The organism is Gilliamella sp. ESL0441, assembly GCF_019469185.1.
Lineage (GTDB): Bacteria > Pseudomonadota > Gammaproteobacteria > Enterobacterales > Orbaceae > Gilliamella.
Window position 1 is genome coordinate 1,064,226 of sequence record NZ_CP048264.1, and the last position, 24,231, is coordinate 1,088,456.

The following is a 24,231-nucleotide window of genomic DNA, read 5'->3' on the forward strand; positions in this document are numbered from 1 at the left end:
CTCACAGCACTTCTTTCTAGCATTGTTTAAGTTGCTTGAAAGAAGTGTTACATAGCTGATAATGCAGTTTTTAATGATGTATTTAACCACTATTATTTAAACCCCTTCTCTGATTATCGACAGGAAAAATTATGAAGAAAATATTCATAGGTACCAGCTGGAAGATGAATAAAACACTAGCAGAAGCACTATTATTTTGTGAACAATTAAAAACGTTTTATCCTGAGAGTTTGAACAATCATATTCAACCTTTTGTTATACCCCCTTTTACCTGTGTTCGTGAGGTTGCCGGTTATATGGCAACAAATAAAATGAACTGTCTAACAGGTGTGCAAAATATGCATTATGAAGATTCAGGGGCGTTTACCGGTGAAATTTCACCAATAATGGTCAAAGATACCGGTGCAACGATAGTTGAGATAGGGCATTCTGAACGCAGAGAATATTTTGGCGAAAATGATTTAGCTATCAATAAAAAAGTAAAAGCAGCACTAAAACACGGATTGACGCCATTAGTATGTATTGGTGATAGTCGTGACGAAAAATCGTGGGGGGTGTCTGCTGAAGCGGTGATTAAACAGATGAAAATAGCCTTGTCTGGTATTGATAAACAGCAAGCCACACAAGTCATTATTGCTTATGAACCTATTTGGGCAATAGGTGAACATGGCACTCCAGCGACGCCGACAGAAGCGGAATTAATACATCTTAAACTTAGATCGGCATTAATAGAATTGTATGGTGAAACTATCGCAAATCAGATGATTTTACTTTATGGTGGTAGTGTTAATCTTGAAAATTCAACATTACTCATTACTAAACCTAATATTGATGGATTATTTATTGGTCGTAGTGCATGGCAAGCAAAAGGTTTTTGTAATATATTATCGGCTATTAATCAGCAAAGTTAATATTTTTACGAAAGGCTATACGAATGGATGGATTTAAAAACAAGCAAGAATCAGAGCTGCTAACTGAAATTGCGGTTGCTTATTATGAGTACGAGCAAACTCAAGAAGAGATAGCCAAACGGTTTGGTATCTCAAGAATTAAAGTTGGTCGATTACTTAAAAAAGCAAGGTCTGAAGGAATTGTTGAAATTAATGTTAAATATCATCCTATTTTTAGTTCGCAAATGGAACTTCAATTTGTCAATAATTTTGGCATCAAACGCGCCTTGATCGCTTTAGATCACCAAGATGAAGATGAACAGCGTAGACAAGTTGCGGCATTGGTAACCAATTATTTATCAAGCACTTTAAAAAATGGTATGACGGTTGCGGTTGGTCAGGGGCGAAATGTTGCCGCTGTTGCAAGTCACGTTGGTATATTCCCTGAAAAACAATGTAAATTTATTTGTGGAATTGGAGGGACATTACGTGTCGGTGAGTTAATTGATGCCGATCATATTAGTCGAAGTTTAGCCAGAAAATTTAACGCCACGAGTGAAACGCTTTATGCGCCTGCTTATGTTGAAAATCGAGAACTTAAGCAAGCTTTTATTCAAAATCGTGTTATAAAAGATACCTTAGAACGAGCCGCGAAAGCCGATATTGCATTGGTTGGACTTGGAGATATGAACGAAAATTGCTATATGGTGCAATTAGGTTGGTTTACACCACAAGAAGTCACTTTTGCAACTTTGCAACAAGGTGTCGTTGGCGATATTGCTGGTTACGGTTTTTTTGATATCAATGGCATGCCTGTTGATACCGTCATGAACGATCGTGTTATAGGTCTAAGTATTGAGGAGTTACGCAATATTCCATGTGTTATTGCTATTGCTTCGGAAAATACTAAAGCGACAGCTATACTAGGCGCACTACGCTCTGGCGTTATTGATATCATTGCAACGAGTGCTTCAAATGCCAGAACGGTGCTAAGCTTGCAACAAAATAGAAACTGATGATGAATATCTCGTCAAACCTTTGAAGCTATAAAGATTAGATTTAACTAAAATCATTTATTGCTATTTTTAAATGATTTTTAAATTTTACTCTTTATAGCTTGTTTTTAGTTGATGCTTTACTTACTGTTTATCGCTTATTTCTTTATAATAAGCGTTTAATAATTCGATCAACTCGTATGCGGGTTAATCTTTTAATTAATTTATGGACATGATTTGGATAAAATTGACTTGCTTGAATTTGTTGAAAATGCGTAACTAATGTTGTTTTTTCACGAATTGTATCAAGCTCTTTATTAAACTGATCTTTTAGTTCTTGATTCGGATCGTGTATTAAGATACCGTTTTCAAGATCTAGTCGCCAAGCTCTTGGATTTAGATTATTCCCTGTAATTAAATACCATTCCTCATCTACCCAAATCCCCTTAAGATGATAAGTCTGTTCTCCATCTTTCCATAAACGAATAATAAGTTGCTCTTTATCAATAAAAGACTGAAGCCGTTCTATAAAATTTCGTAAATTAATTTCGTATAAATAAGGTAATCCACCCGAAATATTGAATGGTTTATCTTCTGGAATATAAAAATCATTAGCCGTTTTATCGCCAATAATGATTTCGACTTGACGACCTTTTCGTAATAGACGAATGATATCCCGAACTAAAATATTGGGTAAATTAAAATACGGAGTACAAAAAACAATTTTTTGTTGAGTCGCATTAATTAAATGGTGGATGGTTTTGTTCAGTAAATTATTATTACGACCTAAACCAGAAATTGGAGCTACTGAAAGCGATTGGTTATCTGCATCCCCATTATATTGATAATTAGCATTCATCAATTGTTGACGGAGCGATTTAATCTCAGGTTTAATTTGCTTTCTCGTTTTGTGTGTTTGACCATCTAACCGTTGCAAACCATTTTTCGCAAGAAAATAGGTATCAATATAGTCAACCATACTGTCTGCCAATAGTTTGTTGGTGATAAAATGATATCTATCATATCGGTATTTATCGAATTTATGTAAATAAACATTATTAATGCTTGCTCCACTATAAATCACCGTGTCGTCAATAATAAAGCCTTTAAGGTGTAGGACACCAAGTACTTCACGGTGATTAACAGGAACACCATAAATCGGAATATCGATATGAGGGTTTTCTTGTTTGAATTGATAATAAAAACGGGCATTTGTTTTGCTTTTATCTTCGCCAATTCGCCCACGTTGAGCTCGGTGCCAATCGACAAATATTTTTATATCTAGATTTGGTCGTTGTTGTTTCGCGTCATAAAGTGCTTTAAGTATTTCAGTTCCTGCTTCATCTTGCTCTAAATATAATGCAACAATATAGATGCGTTTTTTTGCTTTATCGATTGCATCAAGTAAAGCAAGACGATAAGTTTGAGGATCATAGACAATACGATATTGATCGGCTTGTTGAGGAATTTTAGCAAATTCTTCAAGTTGCTTTTTATGATTATATCTTATAAAAGGTATTCGCATGATTTTTATATTATTAAATCTGACACACATCCTAAAAAATAGAGTGTTTGTCAGATAAATAAATCTCCTTTTTATACAACACATTAAAATCTAACTTAGAAAATTATTTCAATTAAAAATATAATGTTTCTGTTTATATATGTTTAAGATTGCTCACTAACCCAAGTCTGAATGATTTTGTAGGTTAAGGCTAGTACTACCGGGCCGATAAATAATCCCATCATACCAAAACCAAGTAAACCGCCAATAACACCAAATAATATCAACAAAAATGGTAAATCCGCACCTTTTTTAATTAAATATGCACGCATAACACTATCAAGTGTTGTTAATACAATAGCGACGATAATTAAGATAATACCCGCTACAGTGTGACCATTCCAAAATTGCCAAATAATACAGCCTAGCATGACAATGACAGGGCCAATTTGAGCCACACAACAAATAAATAAGATCAGTGTTAAAATACCAGCTAACGGCATCTTAGTTAACATAAAACTTAAGCCACCGATTAATGCTAAAGTAATTGCCGTTACTACTACGCCCAGCGCGACAGCACGAATTGATTGTCCAGCTAACGTTATTGTCGTTTCGCCATATTGTTTTGATAAACGATTAGCAAACACATAAACATTTTTAGTAATACTCTCTCCTTTTAAGAAGAGTAATAAACTAAAAGTAATCATTATACCAGCATGGAAAATAAATATACCAATATTAGTTACTTGTGCAATAAGCCATTTTATCATTGTACCGATATAAGGTTGAATGGTTGTGATCAAATCTGAACCATCCGTTTTGATTAAATCTAGCCATTTTTGATGGAGTTCTTCCCCGAACATTGGTATATTATTTAACCAATCTAAAGTTGGTAATTCATGATGAGATAACGTTTTCGCCCATTCAATAAGATAGTGACTATTTTGAGCAACACTACTAAAAATTAAAATAAACGGAATGACACAAACAATTGCCAATATTAATGCCATAACTAGCAAAGACAACCATCTTTTGTTAAAGAGTTTCTTTTGAATTTTTTTCATTAATGGCCAAGTCGTAATGACGACCATTACAGCCCAAAAAAAACCGAATAAAAAAACCTCAACTATTCGGTAAGTTATAATAATAAATAATCCGATTATTAGAAGATTTAGAATTAACTTCAATAAATCACTATTATTTTTTTCTGTTTGCATTTTCTGTCCATAGTAATTAACAAATAAAATGTTATTATACGCATAATAACTGAAAAAGCATATTATGCATTATTAATGAATTAAGTTACATTGGAGATCTATAAATGAAAAAATTGATGCTTGTTTTGCTAACATCAGCTGTTCTTACAGCTTGTTCTACAACACCAACTTTACCGCAAACTGTACAAAATGCTAACGACATTGCGCCTTATCCTCAAGCAAGTGAAGGTTATGTGCGTTATGCGATAAATTTACCTCCTTTAGCTAATGAAAATAATGCCCGAGTTGAACTATTAATAGGAAAAGAGATAAATGTTGATTGTAATGTTAAACGCTTAACTGGAACAATCAAGCAAGAAGAATTAAAAGGTTGGGGATACTCTTATTACGTGGTTGAAAATGTTAATAGCGGTATATCAACGATGATGGCGTGTCTTGAAAGTACTAATAAGACTGAATTTGTTACAGTGGATCATAATTTAGGATGGCTAGATTATAATAGTCGGCTACCAATCATGATTTATGCGCCAAATGATATCCAAGTTAAATATCGTATATGGCAACCAGATTCTAAAGTATTGCCAGCCAGAGTTGAATAAAGTTTAGCTACGTTAAGCAGACAATTTAATCGAAGAAATGAGTGGATAAAATATAGCCATTTAAGCTTAAAATGTAAGATATTTTACATTTTAGATGGACTTCTTTAAAAAAAAAGGTATTTTATCCCACGTAATGCAAGGAATGCACCTATACCCAGTTGTATGTTAATGGTAAGTTGTTTCTTGCTTACCTCGGTTTCGCCAAACTATTTATATAGGTTGTTGGTAAAATTTGGGGGTCCATTATGTTTTTCAATGGGCTTGTGTTTAACATGTAATATCCCTATTTTAGAGGAGAAGTGGTGAGCATGTTTACTCAACGTAAAACAATTCTTTCAATTATTGCTGGTGTTGCACTAGCGTTATCTCATTCTGCTATAGCTAAAGATCGTGTCGTACATTTTTATAATTGGGCCGGTCAAATTGGTCATGAAACTATCAACGATTTTGAAAAATCAACGGGTATCAAACTTGTTTATGATGTTTATGATTCTAATGAAGCGCTTGAAGGAAAATTAATGGCCGGTCATTCAGGCTTTGATGTCGTTTCACCTTCAGATAGTTTTTTAGCAAGGCAGATCAAATCAGGTATTTATCTACCGTTAGATAAAAGTAAATTACCAAATTGGAAAAATCTTGATCCTAATTTAATGAAATTAATGGCGACCCACGATCCAGATAATACTTATGCGATTCCTTATGTGTGGATGACAACGGGTATAGGATATAACATCGATAAAGTTAAAGAACGTTTAGGTGATGATGCGCCAGTAAATAGCTGGGATTTAGTGTTTAAACCTGAAAATATGGAAAAACTAAAAGATTGTGGTGTGGCATTTTTAGATGCGCCTACTGAAATTTTTGCCAGTGCGTTACAATATTTAGGTAAAGATCCTAATAGCACTGATGCCAAAGATTATACTGGTGCGGCTTATGATCTTTTAGCAAAAGTAAGACCGAATATTCGTTATTTTCATTCATCTCAATATATAACTGATCTTGCTAATGGTGATATTTGTGTCATTTTAGGTTGGTCTGGTGATATTTTACAGGCTCGAGATCGTGCAAATGAAGCTAGAAATGGCGTTCATATCGGTTATCAAATACCTAAAGAAGGGGCGTTAGTCTTTTTTGATACTTTTGCTATCCCAAAAGATGCAGCTAATGTCGATGAAGCTCATGAATTTTTAAACTTTATCATGAAGCCAGAAATTGCTGCGCAAGTCACAAATGATGTCAATTTTGCGAGTGCAAATAAAGAAGCAAATGACAATTTTGTTAAGCCGAGAATTAAAAATGATCCTGCTATTTATCCTTCACCAGAAGTGATGGAAAAATTGTTTACATTAAAAGTTAAAGAACCTAAACTTGAACGCGTGATTACTCGTACGTGGACAAAACTTAAAACTGGTCGATAAAGTTTTAATAAACAATTGATTATCTAGTGTTATTTATTATAGACGGAGAGATTGATTTAATCTTTCCGTTTCGTTTTTTATGGCTTGTTGTTATGAGGAAAAAAGAGTGAATAATAAAACAACAATTCAGGTTCAGCCTAAAAAAAAGATGGTTACTCCGCTATTGGAGATCAAAAATTTAACCAAAGTTTTTAATGATGATTATTATGCCGTTGATGATATTAATCTCACTATCTATACCGGTGAAATTTTTGCCTTGCTTGGTGCTTCAGGAAGTGGTAAATCGACACTTTTACGTATGTTAGCTGGATTTGAACAACCAACATCTGGGCAAATTATTTTAGATGGTAAAGATTTATCACAAGTACCACCTTATAATCGTCCAATTAATATGATGTTTCAATCGTATGCTCTCTTTCCTCACATGACGGTTGAGCAAAATATCGCTTTTGGTCTTAAACAAGATAGATTAGATAATAAAGAGATCAAACATCGCGTTGAAGAAATGCTAGCGCTTGTTCATATGGAACAATTTGGAAAACGTAAGCCACATCAATTATCAGGTGGTCAAAGACAACGCGTTGCCTTAGCTCGTAGCTTGGCAAAACGTCCAAAATTATTGCTACTTGATGAACCAATGGGGGCGTTAGATAAACAACTTCGTGACCGCATGCAACTTGAAGTTGTGAGTATTTTAGAACAAGTTGGCGCAACTTGTGTGATGGTTACCCATGATCAAGAAGAAGCCATGACTATGGCTGGACGTATCGCTATCATGAATAAAGGGCAATTCGTTCAAATTGGTGAACCGGAAGAAATTTATGAACATCCAAATAGCCGTTATAGTGCGGAGTTTATTGGATCGGTAAATGTGTTTGATGGCATCTTGCAAGAAACACTTGAAGACGGCTTGGTTATTAGTTGTCCGATGATTAAGCATCCATTAAAAGTTGATTACGATTCCCCTGCGGTGGAAGGTGTTCCTATTCAAGTTGCACTTCGTCCCGAGAAAATCAAATTATGTGACGATATTCCTGAAGACGGCTATAACGTTGCGACTGGTGAAGTGGTTGAAATTGCCTATTTAGGTGATTTATCGATTTATCATGTTAAGTTATCAAGTGGGCAAATTATTATTGCACAACTACAAAATGAGCACCGTTATCGAAAAGGAATGCCGACTTGGGGGGATACCGTTAACCTAAGTTGGGATGTTGATAGCTGTGTGGTTCTAACCGAATAAACAAAAGAGGATATAACGATGCGTTCCATTTTTTGGAGTGTAGTATTAAATGCATTTGTCTTGCTCTGTGTTTATTGGCGTTTTGTCACCACAGATGCATTTGATAACTTATTTTTAGATGCGGTATTTAGTGCATTAATATTAAGCTTTTTAACATCATGTTTTGGTTTATTTTTAGCAAATTATAAGCCTTCTAAACTTGCTTATCGAATGATTATTGCTGGGAGTATTTTATTTATACCAGCCGGTTTAGTTGCTATCTATTTTGCTGTTAAAAAAATTCAAAAACAGCCTGAAGATACAGATTTGATGACACTTTATGGTCGCTTAACTGTCATTGCCATTCCTTATTTATGGATGCTGTTACTGTTTTTATTACCATTTTTGATTGTTTTTAGAATTAGTTTTTCTGAAATAGCTTCCGCTGTACCGCCATATACGGATTTATTAAGCTTTGAAGATGGCTTGTTAAATATTACGTTGAATTTTGGTAATTATCTCAATTTACTGACCGATACCATTTACTTTGATTCTTATTTGCAGTCATTAAAAATTGCAGCTATATCAACAATTTTATGTATTTTAATTGGTTACCCATTGGCTTGGGCAATTTCACAATGTAAACCGTCAACGCGAAATATTTTGTTGTTACTGATTATTTTACCTTCGTGGACATCATTTTTAATTCGTGTTTACGCATGGATAGGTATTTTAAATCCTAATGGACTATTGAATCATTTTTTAATGTGGTTAGGGGTCATCGATCAGCCATTAATCATTATGAAAACGTATTTTGCTGTGTACATAGGGATTGTTTATTCTTATTTGCCTTTTGTTGTTTTACCGATTTATACATCGCTAACCAAAGTTGATTCAACATTAATTGAAGCGTCGTTGGATTTAGGGTGCAAACCGATTAAAACCTTCTTTAAAATTATTGTGCCATTAACCAAAAATGGGGTAATAGCAGGGGGAATGTTAGTCTTCATTCCTGCCGTCGGTGAATATGTTATACCAGAATTATTGGGGCCATCTGAAGGTATTATGATAGGAACTCAATTATGGACAGAATTCTTTAATAATCATGATTGGCCAGCAGCGTCAGCGGTGGCATCAGTGATGTTATTGATATTAATCGTCCCTATTTATTATTTTAATAAGTTTCAAAACCGACAAATGGGGGGCAAATAAATGAATAATTTATCAATTATCATTCGGTCTGCCTTGATTGTATTTGTCTCATTGTTGATCGGTTCTATTATATTAACTGTTTTGATTTCATCTTCAGGATTTGAACTCTTAACTCATGGCAGTTTGTACTTTGGCTGTTTTGTTTTCAGCTTGATTGTCACTATTATCGTAACTTTAGCATTATTTTTCCGAAGCCTTAAAGGACTTATTTTATTGGTGGTATTCTCTTTTTTATATATCCCAATGATTATTTTGATTATTTATTCATTTAATAGTTCTCGTTTAGTCACCGTTTGGGCGGAGTTTTCAACAAAATGGTACTTTGAATTAATTCATAATCAAACCTTACTTAAGGCTGTTGGTCTAAGTTTAACCATTGCGGCTTGCGCAGCAACATTTGCGATTGTACTTGGTACCTTGGCTGCTTTTGCCGTTATTCGTTTTAGACGATTCCGTGGTTCAAATCTGTTTTCTTTTATGACAACAGCACCATTGGTTATGCCTGATGTAATAACGGGTTTAGCATTGCTATTGCTCTTTGTTGGAATGGGGCAGGTGCTAGGTTGGCCAAAAGATCGGGGTGCTATCACGATTTGGATGGCACATACAACCTTCTGTACTGCCTATGTGACAGTAGTAATCAGTGCAAGATTAAGAGAATTGGATAAATCTATCGAAGAAGCTGCATTAGATTTAGGCGCAAATCCATTAAAAGTCTTTTTTGTAATAACGTTACCAATGATAGCACCTGCTTTAGTATCGGGTTGGTTGCTCGCATTTACATTATCACTTGATGATGTGGTTATTGCTAATTTTGTGACTGGACCTGGTGCCATGACCTTACCAAAACTCATCTTCTCTAAAGTTCGGTTGGGTGTTGATCCTCAAGTTAATGCACTTGCCACAATTATTCTATTAATTGTTGGCATTATAGGGTTTATTTCATGGTTATGGATGCGTAAGTCAGAACGTCGTCGATTGCGTGAAACACGTATGCATTAAATCCTTTTACATTCCATATTGCCGCATTATGCGGCAATATTTTTCTTTTTAAAATATCCGTGTTTTTTTCTTCAGTTTTGTATTATAGTGTCGAGTGTTAGTTAACTAACAAAATTCTCAGGGCGGGGTGTAAGTCCCCACCGGTGGTATAGCCCACGAGCGCTTAATATTTGGGTCAGCAAATATAAAATTATTTCCATTGTTTGGCGAAATGATTTGACGTGTATTTGAGGATGATTAATTTATATTAAGGTCTAGCAGATTTGGTGAAATTCCAAAGCCGACAGTTAAAGTCTGGATAAAAGAGAGTTGCTTATCTTTTCTTAATTTGCTATTTGTTGCATATTTTGCTACTTAGCAATATCACTATGGTCAAGCACAGCCCTGATTCTGGTATTGAGTTTATTTTTATTTAAATTAGCTTGAAATTCAATTGATGAGTATTCATCTTGGATTATTAAGATAATTTAGAAAATAATAAATATATTGAAAAAGGATCTAGGTATTTACCATGAATCAGTTTAATTTAAATGAATTTGGAACACCACTAGAACGTGTCAAAAAAGCGATTGAATCCATTCAAGCAGGGCAAGGTGTATTAGTTTTGGATGATGAAGATCGAGAAAATGAAGGCGATATTATTTGGGCTGCACAAACCATAACCCCAGAGCAAATGGCACTTACTATCCGTTATGGAAGTGGGATAGTTTGCTTATGTATGCCAAAACAACAGTGTGATAAATTGAATCTACCCATGATGGTATCAAATAATACCAGTAAAAATCACACAGCTTTTACAATTTCAATTGAAGCGGCTAAAGGTGTTTCAACTGGCGTATCAGCGGTAGATCGCGTTACGACAATTAAAGCCGCTGTTGCTGATGAGGCTAAGCCAAGTGATTTAAATCATCCTGGGCATGTTTTTCCGCTGGTTGCTAAAGAGGGCGGAGTACTTGCTCGACGAGGACATACCGAAGCATCTGTCGATTTGGTCAAATTAGCTGGATTCAAACCTGCTGCGGTAATTTGTGAATTAACCAATGATGACGGTTCGATGGCAAGAGCACCACAAGTGGTTGAATTTGCTAAACAGCATCATCTTCCAGTAGTGACGATCGAAGATATTGCAAGTTACTTAAAATCATTATCGAAATAAACTAATTTCCCCCTTTTATATGGGGGAGTAAATGTAATTTAAAACATAAATGATTAAGTTAGTTTAGTTGCATTAACCGTTTTCAATAAGGATAATCTCCGCCATCAATAATAAAAGTCAAATTATTGAATAATCATTGTTGACCTTGCCATTTAAATATCTTCATTATAGAATTGTAAAAGATAAGCAAAGTAAATTAGTAGCTAATTATCAAAATGTTTTAGTGCGACTTAAGCTAGTTTAATATTAAACCACGTATTTTTCTGCATAAACATTATGATCTTTCGGTGGCAAAACTTCATGTTTGCGAACCATCCTTTTTTTTAACCATATACATCGGTAGAAAAAGCAAAATCAAGCAATAAATAAAATGATAGCAGTGAGGTAGCTATGTTTAGCATTAATAAAGAGTGGGGATTTGTTATATTAACCTGCTTTTTTGAAGTATGTTGGATTCTAGGATTCAGTCTTGCAACTGAATTTTGGCATTGGATAATTATTATCGCATTAATTATTGTCGATTTTTCATTTTTAACGAATGCTTGTAAAACCATTCCAACCGGGACGGTTTATGCCATATTTTCTGGCGTGGGTGCAGTTGGTGCAACAGTGATAGATATGGTGTTTTTTGGAAAAGAGATCAAATTGATGCAACTCTTTTTTGTAGCACTAATTATTATTGGTGTTGTGCAACTTAAACGTACAGACAGCTAATCGACAAAATTGAGGATTATTTTATGGGATGGCTTTTAATTTTAACTGCATCATTTTTTGAGGTAATCGGTGCAATTGGGCTAAAGCTCTACTCTCAGCAAAAAAAAGCGATAAGATTGATGTTATATTGGGGGGGATTTTTTGTTTCTTTTGTTCTTTTCTATTTTTCCCTTCATTACCTTGAATTAAGTATTGTTTATCCAGTTTGGGTTGGACTCGGTACATCCGGAGCAGTATTTGCCAATATGTTCTTTTTTAATGAACCCAAAAATTCAGCTCGATTATTGGGCTTGATTATCATTATTATTGGGGTTGTAGGGTTACATATGACGATGTAAATACCTTGCTAAAAGGTTATTGGGAATTGTGCCACTTTAATATCTGATACCCTTCTGGAATAAGGGATTGTTTTAAATTAATGAGTAGTATTTCAAACGAGTTGACTTAAAGCTTCAGAACTTGTTTAAATTCGAAACTAAGCTTATTCAATAAAAAAACCGGAGTGTTTCCCCGGTTAATTAAGATAAATTGAACTGAATTTGTTTAAAATGATTAAAGTTCGTTAGCGTGTTGTTTTAAATAGCTCGCCACGCCATTTGGATTGCCTTGCATACCTTGTTTGCCTTTAGTCCATTGTGCAGGACAAACTTCACCATGTTCTTCATGGAATTGGAAAGCATCAATAATGCGAATCATTTCATCAATGTTACGTCCAATTGGTAAATCATTGATCGTTTCGTGACGAACAACTCCTGATTTATCAATAAAGAATGATGCACGAAGCGCAACGCCTGCTTCTGGATGCTCAACGCCATAAGCTTGCATAATCGTGTGTTTGATATCAGCAACAATTGGGAATTTAACTTCACCAATACCACCTTTATCTTGTGGTGTGTTACGCCATGCGTTATGAACATATTCTGAATCCATAGAAACACCTATAACCTCAACGCCACGTTTTTTAAACTCTTCTAGACGGTGATCGAAGGCAATAATTTCTGATGGACAAACAAAAGTGAAGTCCATAGGCCAAAAGAATACGACAGCATATTTACCTTGAATATGTTGAGCCAAGTTGAAGTTATTTACAATCTCACCAGACCCCAATACTGCTGAAGAGGTAAAATCTGGTGCTTTGCGAGTGACTAATGTCATGATGTTTCTCCTTGTTTAAAACTTAAAAATCAAATCAAAATTTGAATTCATTATAGCAATTAACACTAATAGTCCAAGTCATTATGAACAATCGATTTCATAAGTTTAAACTATAAAGATTATATTTTTTATTTAATTTGTATAATTATAAATCTTTAAGGGCTTGTTTTTTAGGCTTTCCTTTGTTTTTAGTATCTCGCAATCTTTGTTTAACTTTTTTCTTTTTCGATTCTTCAGATTTTTTTATTGAGCTTTTTGATTTAGCTTTTTGTGATGGTTTTTTCTTCGTAACCGGTTTTGGCGCTTTTGTTTTTGGACGTAGCTCATCAATTGTTCTTAGCTTAATTGGTTCTTGAATATAACGTTCAATTTTTTGTAATAATTGGTTATCATGCGCTTCGACAAGCATGATGGCGGTGCCTTTTTTTCCTGCTCTAGCTGTTCGACCAATTCGATGCAAGTAAACATCAGCTGTTTTAGGAGCATCAAAATTAATAACATGTGTTACATCATCAATATCAATACCGCGAGCAGCCACATCGGTGGCAACAAGTACATTAACTGTATTATTGCTGATCCTTTTTATCGCTTCATTCCGTTTAGCTTGAACCATTTCGCCTTCTAAATAGCAACTTTGAATACCGGTTTGATGTAACCAAGAGACTAATTCATGAACTCGTTCACGTTTGCGTACAAAAACAATACTTTTCTTGAACTCATCTTGCTTGAGTAAATGGGTTAATAAGGCTACTTTATGAGTTAGATCGTCTGCTCGATAATAAAACTGCAATATTTTTTTTCGTTCTTTACGTGATGGCTCTGCATTGATCTCAACAGGATTATTTAAAATACGTCCAGCAAAATTATATAACCCTTCTCCTTCAAGCGTTGCAGAAAAGAGTAAAGTTTGTTTACGCCAACGTGTTTCAGCGGAAATAGTTTCGACATCCTGTGAAAAGCCCATGTCTAACATGCGATCGGCTTCATCTAAGATCAACATTTCAACCGCACGACAGTCAAAATTTTCTTCTTTAATATATTGTAATAATCTTCCGGTTGTCGCAATAACGATATCTTGGTTTTTACTGAATATCTCAGCATGATTCATATAGGCGACACCACCAGTAATGGTGGCAATACTTAAATGGGTTGATTGAGTTAGATTCTTTGCTTGTTCCGCAATTTGCATAGCCAGTTCACGGGTTGGTGTTAAGATTAAAATTCTTGGTGGCCCAGGCTTTCGACGTGGAAAATCTAACAGATGTTGGACAGCAGGAATTAAAAAAGCCAGCGTTTTGCCTGTTCCCGTTGGAGCGGAACCTAATATATCTTTACCATCTAAAGCTACAGGAATAGTTTTTGATTGAATAACAGTAGGTGAAGTAATATTTTGGGCTTCGAGATTATGAATTAATACATCGTCTAACTCTAAATCAGAAAAAGTTTGCGTTGTCATAATGACCTTTATAACTAGAAATTTGAAACACATTATAACGGCAATCATTATAACTACAACCTTATAACGACAATCGTTATCATTCTAAATGTATTCAGGCGATAGTTATCGATCTATTTTATCCAAAAAATGGGCTAGTCTTATCGTTAATTTAATATTCGCAACACATAAAAATTAGATTGATTATGTGATATTTTATTTGAGATTCAAGCCTCATTAACTTCAGTACTAATTAAAACGTTTTACGACATAACAATAGTGAAGTTAATAAATTATTTAAATTTACTTAATATCAGTTGATCATAGCGATTCGTACACACTGTCACATTCAAGCCTAGTGCTTATCAAAAAAAGTGGTTTATGTTAGAATTAACGATAAAAGTGAATTTATATAAATTTTGATATTGATGGATAGAGTTAATTAGCTTTTAAATATCATAATTTTGTTGATAGCCTTTATTTAGATTGGCTAAATTTCTTGTACTCAATAATATTCCCAATAATCTAATTGATCTGATAATGAAAATGACAAACTGTTTTTCAACCGATATATATCATCAACAACTTGAAAAAAAAGCAGCAAATTTAAAAGCGCTTTTATCCGATTTTTCACTCCCTGAGTTAACGGTGTTTTCGTCGCCGATTAGTCATTATCGAATGCGAGCAGAATTTAGAATATGGCATGATAAGGATGATCTTTATCATATTATGTTTGATAAACAAACAAAAAAACGTATCAAAGTAGATACTTTTCCTATAGCAACAACCTTAATTAATGATGCTATGCAGGCAATAATACCGCTATTAAAGGATAATGCATTACTTCGGCATTTACTGTTTCAAATTGATTATTTTTCTACGTTAAGTGGTCAACTACTCATTACTCTTTTGTATCATAAAAAATTAAGTGATGAGTGGCGAGAAGAAGCTAGAAAGTTGAAGCTCTTATTAGCTCAACAAGGAATTGAATGTAATATTATTGGTAGAGCAAGTAATCAAAAAATCACAATTGATGTAGATTATGTCGATGAAATATTGCCTGTAATGGGTAAAAATCTTATTTATCGCCAAGTCGAAAATAGTTTCACTCAACCTAATGCAGCCGTCAATATTAAAATGCTTGAATGGGCTATATCAGTTACTAAGGGGTTATCAGGGGATCTTTTAGAGTTTTATTGTGGAAACGGAAACTTTTCGATTGCTTTAGCACAAAACTTTCGAAGAGTGTTAGCAACTGAAATAGCTAAAGCCTCTGTTTATTCAGCACAACATAATATTTCAGTTAATCATATTGATAATCTTATTATTGCTCGTTTATCAGCAGAAGAGTTTACTTCTGCTATAAAAAAAGAAAGGAGTTTTAATCGATTAAAAGGTATTAATCTTGACGAATATCAATGTGATACGGTGCTTGTTGATCCCCCTAGGGCAGGGCTTGATGATGCTACGATAAATAACCTTAAAAATTATAAAACAATTATTTATATTTCTTGTAATCCGCATTCATTGTATGACAATCTTCAACAGTTAACTCAAACGCATTCTGTAAGTCATTTTGCTATGTTTGATCAGTTTCCCTATACGGAACATGTTGAAACAGGTATTGTTTTGAATAAAAAGTAAGTGAATCTGATATTCAAAATACTTTAATTTTGTTAAAATACTTGGAATTTACGCCAATTGGTTATTATTTCGAGTATTTTTCTGGTTTTCATTTTTTATAGTTAAAAAAAAACCCTAGGTAAACTAGGGCTGCATTAAATTGCAAGGAATGGATGAAAGGAAATAAAACAATGAAACAATAATGTCTAGCCTCATGAATCATTGTGTGGATACTATAACAAACATATCCAAACCAATTAATGACAGAAAGATTACAAAATAGTCATTGAATTATCATGAATGTTTTTGCACTTTTCCTATATTATAGGAAAGCTATTATGCAAGTTAGATAACCAGATATATTGGCATAGGAAATACTCAAAATGAAATTGTTAGTTGTTGAAGATGAACAAAAGACCGGGGAGTATCTTCGTCAAGGTTTAGTCGAATCTGGCTTTATTGTTGATCTAACCAAAAATGGTTTAGATGGTTACCATAGAGCAATGACAGAAGATTATGATTTAATAATATTAGATGTAATGTTGCCCGATATTGTCGGTTGGAAAATTGTTCAATCACTTCGAGAAGCAGGTAAAGATACCCAGATTATAATGTTAACAGCTATGGGTAGTGTAGAAGACAAAGTTAAAGGGCTAAATTTAGGCGCAGACGATTATTTAGTTAAACCATTTTCATTTGCTGAGTTATTAGCAAGAATCAAATCATTATTAAGAAGAAATGTTCCTCAAGTTAATAATTATCAACTAAGTATAGCAGATTTAGTCATGGATTTACCCAAACGTACTGTGACTCGCTCTGATAAGCGCATCGACCTAACAAATAAAGAGTTTCTTTTATTGGAATATTTTTTACGATATCCTGGTGAAGTGTTACCCCGCTCATTAATTGCTTCACAAGTTTGGGACATGAATTTTGATAGTGATACCAATGTGATAGATGTCGCTATCAGACGTTTACGTAATAAAATTGATGCTGGATTTGAACCGAAACTTATCCATACAGTGCGTGGTATGGGCTACAAGATAGATGTATTGGATGAAGCAGAATAAATTAATATCATTTCGTTTACCGCTTATAGTTTGCCTGCTTACTTGTGGGCTACTTTATTGTTTTAGTCATTTGATTGAGCGATCGTTTGAAAAGTTTTCCATCAGGCAAAATGTGACTGAACTCAATTCCGTTATCACATCTATCGAACGTGAGCTCACTTATTATTCTCCAAGTGATAATCGTGATGAATTTATTCAAAACCTTTTATTAATTCTTACCGGTCATCATCATTTATTTGTTTATATTATTGATGATATGGGAAAAATCGTTTATCGCACACGCGGTCCTAATTTAGCGATTGCCCTTACTCATGAAGAATTTGAACGCATCATTGAAGATGAAAGTACTTCGATTGAAAATATTGATAAGTCTTCGTATCGAATTGCAGCATCAAGAGTAACAGGGGAAAATGGTCAGCAGTTTACCACTATTGTGGCCGTTCGTCGTGATGTACAACTGGAGTTTATCAGCCGATTAAGAAACGGTTTAGGGTTATTAATTGTTATATCCTGTGTGTTAGCATTAATTGGCTCTTTAATTAGTATCTATTACACTCAAAAACCGATTAATCGTTTGATAAGGAAAATAGAGAGAATTAGTTTAAAAAATCTAAACTATCGTATACCAACATCATCCGTACCCGTTAAATATGTTAGCTTGGTAAAAGCTTTTAATAATATGCTAAATCGTATGGAAGATGTTTTTTCTCGTCAGCGAAACTTTACGGCAGATATCGCTCATGAAATGCGAACACCAATTACAAATCTGACAACTCAAACACAAATTGTATTAAATAACGCTCGTACTACAGAAGAATATCGTGAAATTTTATATTCTAATCTTGAAGAATATGAAAAGATGTCACAAATGATTTCTGATATGTTATTTCTTGCACAAGCTGATAATAGACAATTGGTACCGAAACTGATTGATATTGACCTACAAAATATGATTCTTATGATGTGTGATTATTTTGAACCATTGACGGACGAAAAAAATATCACACTTAAGCTTGAAGGGAATTGTTCACATATACAAGGCGATAAAATGATGTTAGGTCGAGCAATCGGTAATATTTTATCGAATGCTATTCGTTATACTCCTGTTAATCAGATTATAACGATAACGTTAAGCCAAATGAGCGAAAAACGTATTAAAATTGTTATATCAAACCCAGGTGAAAAAATCGATAAAAAACATTTGCCCCATCTTTTTGAACGATTTTACCGTGTTGATGAATCTCGTCATCGTAGTGATAGCTCAGGTACTGGTATTGGTCTTGCAATTGTTAAATCAATTATTGAAGCGCATAAAGGAACTATTTATGTTGAATCGGATGATGTATCAACGCGATTCATCATTAATTTACCAACCGCTATTTAATATCATAATCACTCATTAATAAATTAGCCGCTGCATAAGCGGCTTTTAGTTTGAGCTCATCTGGAACGTTTTCATTTATTGCCACTTCATTTAAAACTTGCATAACGGCACCTAAAGCATCATCAAGGTAACCAAGTTCATTACTACCAATTTGAGCATATTTTTCACGTATAAGATCACAGTATTTGTTCATTAACTTGATTCCTTTAAATAATCTATTGTTTAAATTGAAATTATATAAATTCAGCTAATTGTTGATAAACTTCTTTAGCTGAAATAGTTTTCATATTTTGTTCAGGCGAGATAATACTAAATTGGTTTTTTCCATATCCCCCGATTAATTTTGGATCAGTTTCACCAAATAAAGTGATATTGGGTCGATCGAGCGCTGCGGTTAAGTGGCTTAAGCCCGTATCAACTGAAACCACTGCTTTTGCTCCAGCTAGTACCGAAGCAACTTGTGAAAGTGATAATTTGGGTAATACTTCGACATGTTCAAATCCTTCAGCTAAACGATTAGCTCGACGTTGTTCATGGGGCGCTCCCCAAGGTAATTTGATTTTTAATCCGGAAGGTTCAACTAATTCGATTAAATCCCGCCATGCATTTTCAGTCCAGTGTTTTTCAGGCCTGGTTGTCGCATGTAAAAATACCAAATACTGTCCATGATCTAAGGGTAAGTCGGTTAAAAAATGGCGTGCTATAGCATAATCCCCGATTTTTTCGGGTAAGGTATAACCAAGACTTTTTGCAAAAAGTAATCTTACACGTTCAATGGCGTGCATGGATTTAGGAACATTATGTTTAACATCATAAAACCAACTAGCTATGGGTTCTTTAATGCTTTTTCGATCTAAGCCGTGTTTAGTTCCTAATGCTTTATGAGTAATTAAGAAAGCACTTTTTATTAGTCCTTGTGCATCGATAATACAGTCGTATTCACGTTCTCGGAGTAATTTTATGAATTGATGGCGCTCTTGACGGATAGATTTAGAAAACCAATTTTTGCGCCAACGTCGAATAGCGACAGGAATAACGTTATCTACTGCAAAATGCCAAGCAGGAATTTGCGCAAAATTTTCTTCAACAACCCAATCAAATGTAATATCAGGTAAGCAATTGAATGCATCAGTTAAAGCGGGGAGGGTATGAAGTACATCTCCCATAGATGACGTTTTGACAACAAGTACACGCATAATTAGTTACTCTTTTCACATCGAGCAATAAGTTTCATTAAGGTTTCAAAAACACTTTCAGGCTTGATATCGATTAAACTTTGGTGATAACCATGTTCAGCATCTCCTTTACGAACTCTGTGATAACCCGTAATTAAACGTATTATTTCTGCTTTTTCGGTTAAAGGAGGCGTAAAATCCGGACTACTTGGACCATAAAGTGCAACAAGCGGTCGGTCTAAAGCTGCTGCGATATGCATAAGCCCCGAATCATTAGTCACGATTGCTTTACAAGCCGCAATTAAATTCACAGCTTGCTCTAGTGTGGTTTTACCTGCTAAATTGATGCACGCATCGCCATGAGCCATTTGTGCAATGATTCTTTCACCAACAAGACGATCATTGTCAGAGCCAAAAATGATAATTTTGGCATGTTGCTTAACTAGCATGTCACCTAGCGCAGCATAATGATAGTCTGGCCAACGTTTAGCTGGCCCAAATTCAGCACCTGGGCAAAATCCAATTAAAGGTACATCATTAAGGATATTGAAACTTGCTAACGTTTCCGTTATTTCATTATGTTCAACGTTTAGTTTTGGCCATAAGAGAGGCTTGGGTAATTGATCTGCGTTTTGAATTTGATCTTTAGGGTAAGCAAGAGCAATATAGCGCTCAATCATCAGCGGATAAGCGAGTTTATCCAGCTTACGGAGATCATTTAATAAGCCATAACGCATTTCACCTTTCCAACCAGTGCGCTTAGGAATTTTCGCAAAAAAAGGAATTAATGCTGATTTAAAGGAGTTGGGTAAAACAATTGCCTGATCATAGTTATTTTTGCGTAATGATTTTCCTAATTGATAACGTTTAGATAAAGCAAATTCTCCATGACCTAATGGCATCTGAATGGTTTGACTCACTTCAGGCATTTTCTTTAATAATGCTTGACACCAAGCAGGAGCCATAACATCAATTTCAATATCGTCGTGAATCTGTTTTAAAGTACGATATAAACTTTGCGACATCATCATATCGCCAACCCATGATGGTCCAATAATCAGAGTTTTCATTAAACGCCCTTTTATTGTTCATTAAGCCATTTCATATATTCGCTTGTCCCTTCACTGACGGTTTTAAATTCAATAGGACACCCTGTTTGTCTAAATTTAGTTAAATCTGCTTGAGTAAAGGTTTGATAGTGACCTTGGAGATGAGCAGGGAAGGGAATATAATCAATTTCATTTGTTCGATGATAATTTAGCACGGCATTAGCAACGGATTGGAATGACTCAGCTCGACCAGTTCCACAATTGAAAATACCCGAAATTTTATTTTTCCAAAACCATAAATTTACATCTACAACATCATCAACATAGATAAAGTCTCGCTTGAAATTTTCACTGCCTTTAAACAGTTTTGGTTTTTCGCCATTTTTTATCTGGGTATTGAGATGAAAGGCAACACTTGCCATATTACCTTTATGGTTTTCATGAGGTCCATAAACATTAAAATAACGAAATCCACAAACTTGTGATTTAGCATGAGGTAATTTTTGTCTAACATATTGATCAAATAAGAATTTAGAGTAACCATACACATTTAGTGGTTTTTCATAGGCTCGCTCTTCGATAAAGTTATTTGTCCGACCACCATAAGTTGCTGCTGAAGAGGCATATAAAAAAGGAATACTTTGTTCTAAACAATAATCTAATAAAATTTTAGAGTAGTTGTAGTTATTTTCCATCATGAATTTGCCATTCCATTCAGTAGTGGAAGAGCAAGCCCCTTGATGAAATATGGCTTCTATCTCAAATGATTTACCAATCTTGTCAGATATGACAAACTCATCTTTATCTATATAATCGACAATATCTAAATCCACTAAGTTTGCAAACTTAGTCCCGTCAGTAAGATCATCAACAACAAGGATATCTTTAATGCCTTGTTTATTAAGTCCTCTGACAATATTGCTTCCAATAAATCCAGCGCCACCGGTTACCACGATCATAATGATTTTCCTTAACTCTTAAAATTAATTTTCATATCATACCGATTTATGTCTCATTTTTCGAGTGGAGTTTTTAAAAAAGCTTGTTTGGTACTGGTTTAATCCATTAATTTAGTTTTTTGCAGTAACTAAAATATATCTTGCTAAGTGTAAATAAGGTTCCGTTTTACAATATTGCTTTTCCAGTTCAAGTAATTGTGAAAAATGCGTTTCAATCTTAGCTTTATTATTAAGATAATCATGAAAAATACGAATTCCCGTTTTTTCAATAATTTGAAAATTGAGGTCAGTTAACCAATTATAGACTTGTTCAGGTATTCTTGGATAATCGGGTGATAATGTCTTTTTTTTGCGTTTAGCCAGACCTGATTGTGTATAACCAAAATTGCCAAGCGTCACTGTTTTGAACAACAAAGCATGATAGTTATAAAACATAAGTGATAAATAACCATCAGAATTAAGATATTTTTTTAATGACTGTAAAACATCAATTGGATCTGCCACCCATTCTAAAACGGCATGACAGATAACAATATCAAATTGACCTTCAATGACATTTTCAAGCTGCTGAATCGAACTGCAAATATAATTGATAGTTAAATTGTCTTCTTCAGCTTTTTTTCTAGCTAACTCAAGCATTTGTACTGAAATGTCACAAAGTGTAACCTGATGACCTAGTTTAGCCAATCGACAAGCTATTTGACCTTGTCCTCCTCCTGCATCAAGAATATTTAATGGTTTGTTTGCTGGAAAATGAGTTAAAATTTTCTCTAACTCATGCCAAACAATTGCTTCTCTAATTTTTCCTTTACTGGTGCCGTAAATATTTTGGGCAAATTTAAGACTGATATCATCAAAATTGCGGTCTTGGTTATTCATAAATTATTGTTGATTGTTTAGTTGTTGTACTTCTTTGTTTATTTGAGAGAGTTTGTCAGCCATTTTTTGATAACATTCTTCCATTAATGCTCTTGCATCTTCTTTGCGTAAAGACGCCGTTTCAATAGGGTCGAGCATTTCAACAATCATATGACCATTGTTTAAACGATTTAACTCGATATTGTTGGTATCAGAAACACAAATTGGCACAATAGGCACGCCTGCTGCGATAGCTGCTTTGAAGGCACCCGTTTTAAATGGTAATAATCCACGTCCACGGCTTCGTGTTCCTTCCGGAAACATCCAGATTGAGATGCCACGGTTTTTGATTTCTTTCACTACTTGCCCAATGGTGTCGTGAGCTTTTGATTTATTATTGCGATCTATTAAGATATTGCCTGTTAGATAATAGAGTTGACCAAAAAAGGGGATCCACGCCAAGCTTTTTTTACCTACTGTGACTGTTTTAGGTTGAACAATATCAGCCGCAACAATCATATCAAAATTATTCTGATGGTTTGCTATATAAACACAACTTCCTAATTTATCTATTCCAGAATAAAGACGAGTATCAACTTTTACGCCCAAAATAGGTTTGAAGAAAAAACTGAATAAATGTGCAAATCTTGCTACATTTTTTGGATTTCGAGGGTTGAATAAACAAAAAATGACGCCCAGTACGCAAACAATAATACCGATGATTACTACAGTAATTAAGCGGAAAAGAAAAACCATAATTTACCTCATAAATTGATTTAGCGTATTATATACGTAAACTGTGTCAATATACAGTTTGATCGACTTCAACTGAATAAAGAGGCGTCATGGAAAAATCGACAATTATTTGGAACGAAAACAATATTCCAATTTCTACTTATTACGATGATGTTTATTTTAATACTGAAGGTGCAATTGCCGAAACTAAATATGTCTTTATTGACGGGAATAGGTTATATGAACGTTTCATTGCGTATGAAAAAAATATTTTCATTGTTGGCGAAACAGGTTTTGGTTCTGGTTTGAATTTTTTGCTTTTATGGCAAACATTTTTGGAATTTAAACGACACTATCCTGACCATATTTTAGAGGGAATTAAATTTTTAAGCGTTGAAAAACATCCGCTATCACTTAATGAAATTAAAAAAATGCATGAAAAGGTAATCCCTAAAGAGAATGAACTTTATTCATTAGCTAAACAGTTACATGCTCAATTATATGAAAATAATAATGTGTTAAATAATATTGATCTAACCATACTGTATGATGATATTTGTTGTTTTCCCGATTTTTTAGCTCAACAAAATTTATTAGTTGATGCTTGGTTTTTTGATGGATTTTCGCCAGCTAAAAATCCAGATATGTGGTCTCAATCTTTATTTAAACCATGTTATAAATTTACAGCATTAAAAGGGACTTTTGCTACATTTACCTCTGCTGGATTTGTTCGTCGAAATTTGCAAGCAGCAGGATTTAATGTTTATAAACGAAAAGGATTTGGAATAAAACGCGAAATGTTGACAGGTTGTAAAAATGAAATAACCTTACCAAACTAATTGGTAAGGTTATTTTAATT

Annotated in this window: 23 protein-coding genes, 1 pseudogene and 1 riboswitch; of the genes and pseudogenes, 14 read left to right on the forward strand and 10 right to left on the reverse strand. The window is 34.2% G+C overall.

Going from position 1 to position 24,231, the window contains the following annotated elements; genetic code table 11:
* Nucleotides 1–131: 131 nt before the first annotated feature.
* Nucleotides 132–911, forward strand: coding sequence for a triose-phosphate isomerase (locus GYM75_RS04705; RefSeq protein WP_220217010.1), 780 nt, complete (start codon nt 132–134; stop codon nt 909–911).
* Between the two features lie 23 nt (nt 912–934).
* The gene (locus tag GYM75_RS04710) at nt 935–1,906 is read left to right on the forward strand and encodes a sugar-binding transcriptional regulator (RefSeq protein ID WP_220217011.1); all 972 of its coding nucleotides are present in this window, start codon (nt 935–937) and stop codon (nt 1,904–1,906) included.
* A gap of 145 nt (nt 1,907–2,051) precedes the next feature.
* On the opposite strand, the gene pssA is transcribed toward GYM75_RS04710, so the two are convergent.
* Nucleotides 2,052–3,410, reverse strand: a complete 1,359-nt coding sequence (pssA, locus tag GYM75_RS04715) for a CDP-diacylglycerol--serine O-phosphatidyltransferase (protein WP_220217012.1) — start codon at nt 3,408–3,410, stop codon at nt 2,052–2,054.
* 143 nt (nt 3,411–3,553) lie between these two features.
* A complete protein-coding gene (ydiK, locus tag GYM75_RS04720) occupies nt 3,554–4,606 on the reverse strand; it encodes an AI-2E family transporter YdiK (protein WP_220217013.1) in 1,053 nt (350 codons plus the stop codon).
* 104 nt (nt 4,607–4,710) lie between these two features.
* Here ydiK and eco point away from each other — a divergent pair, with 104 nt between their 5' ends.
* From eco to GYM75_RS04760, 8 genes and pseudogenes are all read left to right on the forward strand, one after another.
* Nucleotides 4,711–5,205 (forward strand): serine protease inhibitor ecotin, encoded by a 495-nt coding sequence (eco, locus tag GYM75_RS04725; RefSeq protein ID WP_220217014.1) that lies wholly within the window; start codon nt 4,711–4,713, stop codon nt 5,203–5,205.
* A gap of 308 nt (nt 5,206–5,513) precedes the next feature.
* Nucleotides 5,514–6,623: an extracellular solute-binding protein gene (locus GYM75_RS04730; protein ID WP_220217283.1), complete on the forward strand. Its 1,110-nt coding sequence runs from the start codon at nt 5,514–5,516 to the stop codon at nt 6,621–6,623.
* Nucleotides 6,624–6,771: 148 nt separating this feature from the next.
* A complete protein-coding gene (gene potG / locus GYM75_RS04735; RefSeq protein WP_363317358.1) occupies nt 6,772–7,866 on the forward strand; it encodes a putrescine ABC transporter ATP-binding subunit PotG in 1,095 nt (364 codons plus the stop codon).
* A 321-nt stretch (nt 7,867–8,187) separates the two neighbouring features.
* A pseudogene (gene potH / locus GYM75_RS04740) lies at nt 8,188–9,057 on the forward strand (putrescine ABC transporter permease PotH); the annotation flags it as partial.
* A gap of 243 nt (nt 9,058–9,300) precedes the next feature.
* Nucleotides 9,301–10,059 (forward strand): ABC transporter permease subunit, encoded by a 759-nt coding sequence (locus tag GYM75_RS04745; protein ID WP_363317359.1) that lies wholly within the window; start codon nt 9,301–9,303, stop codon nt 10,057–10,059.
* 109 nt (nt 10,060–10,168) lie between these two features.
* Nucleotides 10,169–10,373, forward strand: a riboswitch (FMN riboswitch).
* Nucleotides 10,374–10,570: 197 nt separating this feature from the next.
* A complete protein-coding gene (gene ribB / locus GYM75_RS04750; RefSeq protein ID WP_220217017.1) occupies nt 10,571–11,215 on the forward strand; it encodes a 3,4-dihydroxy-2-butanone-4-phosphate synthase in 645 nt (214 codons plus the stop codon).
* 390 nt (nt 11,216–11,605) lie between these two features.
* On the forward strand, nt 11,606–11,929 hold the full coding sequence (locus GYM75_RS04755) for a multidrug efflux SMR transporter (RefSeq protein WP_220217018.1): 324 nt from the start codon (nt 11,606–11,608) through the stop codon (nt 11,927–11,929).
* Between the two features lie 23 nt (nt 11,930–11,952).
* Nucleotides 11,953–12,267: a multidrug efflux SMR transporter gene (locus GYM75_RS04760; RefSeq protein WP_220217019.1), complete on the forward strand. Its 315-nt coding sequence runs from the start codon at nt 11,953–11,955 to the stop codon at nt 12,265–12,267.
* Nucleotides 12,268–12,481: 214 nt separating this feature from the next.
* On the opposite strand, the gene GYM75_RS04765 is transcribed toward GYM75_RS04760, so the two are convergent.
* Complete coding sequence (locus tag GYM75_RS04765) at nt 12,482–13,084, reverse strand: peroxiredoxin C (RefSeq protein WP_255556853.1); 603 nt, start codon at nt 13,082–13,084, stop codon at nt 12,482–12,484.
* A gap of 145 nt (nt 13,085–13,229) precedes the next feature.
* Complete coding sequence (srmB, locus tag GYM75_RS04770) at nt 13,230–14,540, reverse strand: ATP-dependent RNA helicase SrmB (RefSeq protein ID WP_220217020.1); 1,311 nt, start codon at nt 14,538–14,540, stop codon at nt 13,230–13,232.
* A gap of 525 nt (nt 14,541–15,065) precedes the next feature.
* On the opposite strand from srmB, the gene trmA reads away from it, so the two are divergent.
* From trmA to GYM75_RS04785, 3 genes are all read left to right on the forward strand, one after another.
* Entirely contained in the window at nt 15,066–16,163 is a 1,098-nt protein-coding gene (gene trmA / locus GYM75_RS04775) for a tRNA (uridine(54)-C5)-methyltransferase TrmA (RefSeq protein ID WP_220217286.1), read from the forward strand.
* 362 nt (nt 16,164–16,525) lie between these two features.
* Nucleotides 16,526–17,212, forward strand: a complete 687-nt coding sequence (locus GYM75_RS04780) for a heavy metal response regulator transcription factor (RefSeq protein WP_220217021.1) — start codon at nt 16,526–16,528, stop codon at nt 17,210–17,212.
* Entirely contained in the window at nt 17,199–18,596 is a 1,398-nt protein-coding gene (locus GYM75_RS04785) for a heavy metal sensor histidine kinase (RefSeq protein ID WP_220217022.1), read from the forward strand. The genes GYM75_RS04780 and GYM75_RS04785 overlap by 14 nt, the downstream gene beginning before the upstream one ends.
* Here GYM75_RS04785 and GYM75_RS04790 read toward each other — a convergent pair.
* The 6 genes from GYM75_RS04790 to GYM75_RS04815 form a co-directional block, all read right to left on the reverse strand.
* Nucleotides 18,589–18,789, reverse strand: a complete 201-nt coding sequence (locus GYM75_RS04790; RefSeq protein WP_220217023.1) for a YaeP family protein — start codon at nt 18,787–18,789, stop codon at nt 18,589–18,591. The two genes, GYM75_RS04785 and GYM75_RS04790, sit on opposite strands and share 8 nt — an antisense overlap.
* A gap of 40 nt (nt 18,790–18,829) precedes the next feature.
* The gene (rfaC, locus tag GYM75_RS04795) at nt 18,830–19,792 is read right to left on the reverse strand and encodes a lipopolysaccharide heptosyltransferase RfaC (RefSeq protein WP_220217024.1); all 963 of its coding nucleotides are present in this window, start codon (nt 19,790–19,792) and stop codon (nt 18,830–18,832) included.
* 2 nt (nt 19,793–19,794) lie between these two features.
* A complete protein-coding gene (gene rfaF / locus GYM75_RS04800) occupies nt 19,795–20,841 on the reverse strand; it encodes an ADP-heptose--LPS heptosyltransferase RfaF (RefSeq protein WP_220217025.1) in 1,047 nt (348 codons plus the stop codon).
* 11 nt (nt 20,842–20,852) lie between these two features.
* Nucleotides 20,853–21,779 carry an ADP-glyceromanno-heptose 6-epimerase gene (rfaD, locus tag GYM75_RS04805; RefSeq protein ID WP_220217026.1) on the reverse strand — a complete coding sequence of 309 codons (927 nt, stop codon included), beginning with the start codon at nt 21,777–21,779 and terminating at the stop codon, nt 20,853–20,855.
* A 111-nt stretch (nt 21,780–21,890) separates the two neighbouring features.
* Nucleotides 21,891–22,658, reverse strand: coding sequence for a methyltransferase domain-containing protein (locus tag GYM75_RS04810; protein WP_220217027.1), 768 nt, complete (start codon nt 22,656–22,658; stop codon nt 21,891–21,893).
* A 3-nt stretch (nt 22,659–22,661) separates the two neighbouring features.
* Nucleotides 22,662–23,393, reverse strand: a complete 732-nt coding sequence (locus GYM75_RS04815; RefSeq protein ID WP_220217028.1) for a 1-acylglycerol-3-phosphate O-acyltransferase — start codon at nt 23,391–23,393, stop codon at nt 22,662–22,664.
* Nucleotides 23,394–23,482: 89 nt separating this feature from the next.
* Between GYM75_RS04815 and mnmD the strand changes: the two genes are divergently transcribed.
* Nucleotides 23,483–24,211, forward strand: a complete 729-nt coding sequence (gene mnmD / locus GYM75_RS04820; protein ID WP_220217029.1) for a tRNA (5-methylaminomethyl-2-thiouridine)(34)-methyltransferase MnmD — start codon at nt 23,483–23,485, stop codon at nt 24,209–24,211.
* The last annotated feature ends 20 nt before the right edge of the window (nt 24,212–24,231 follow it).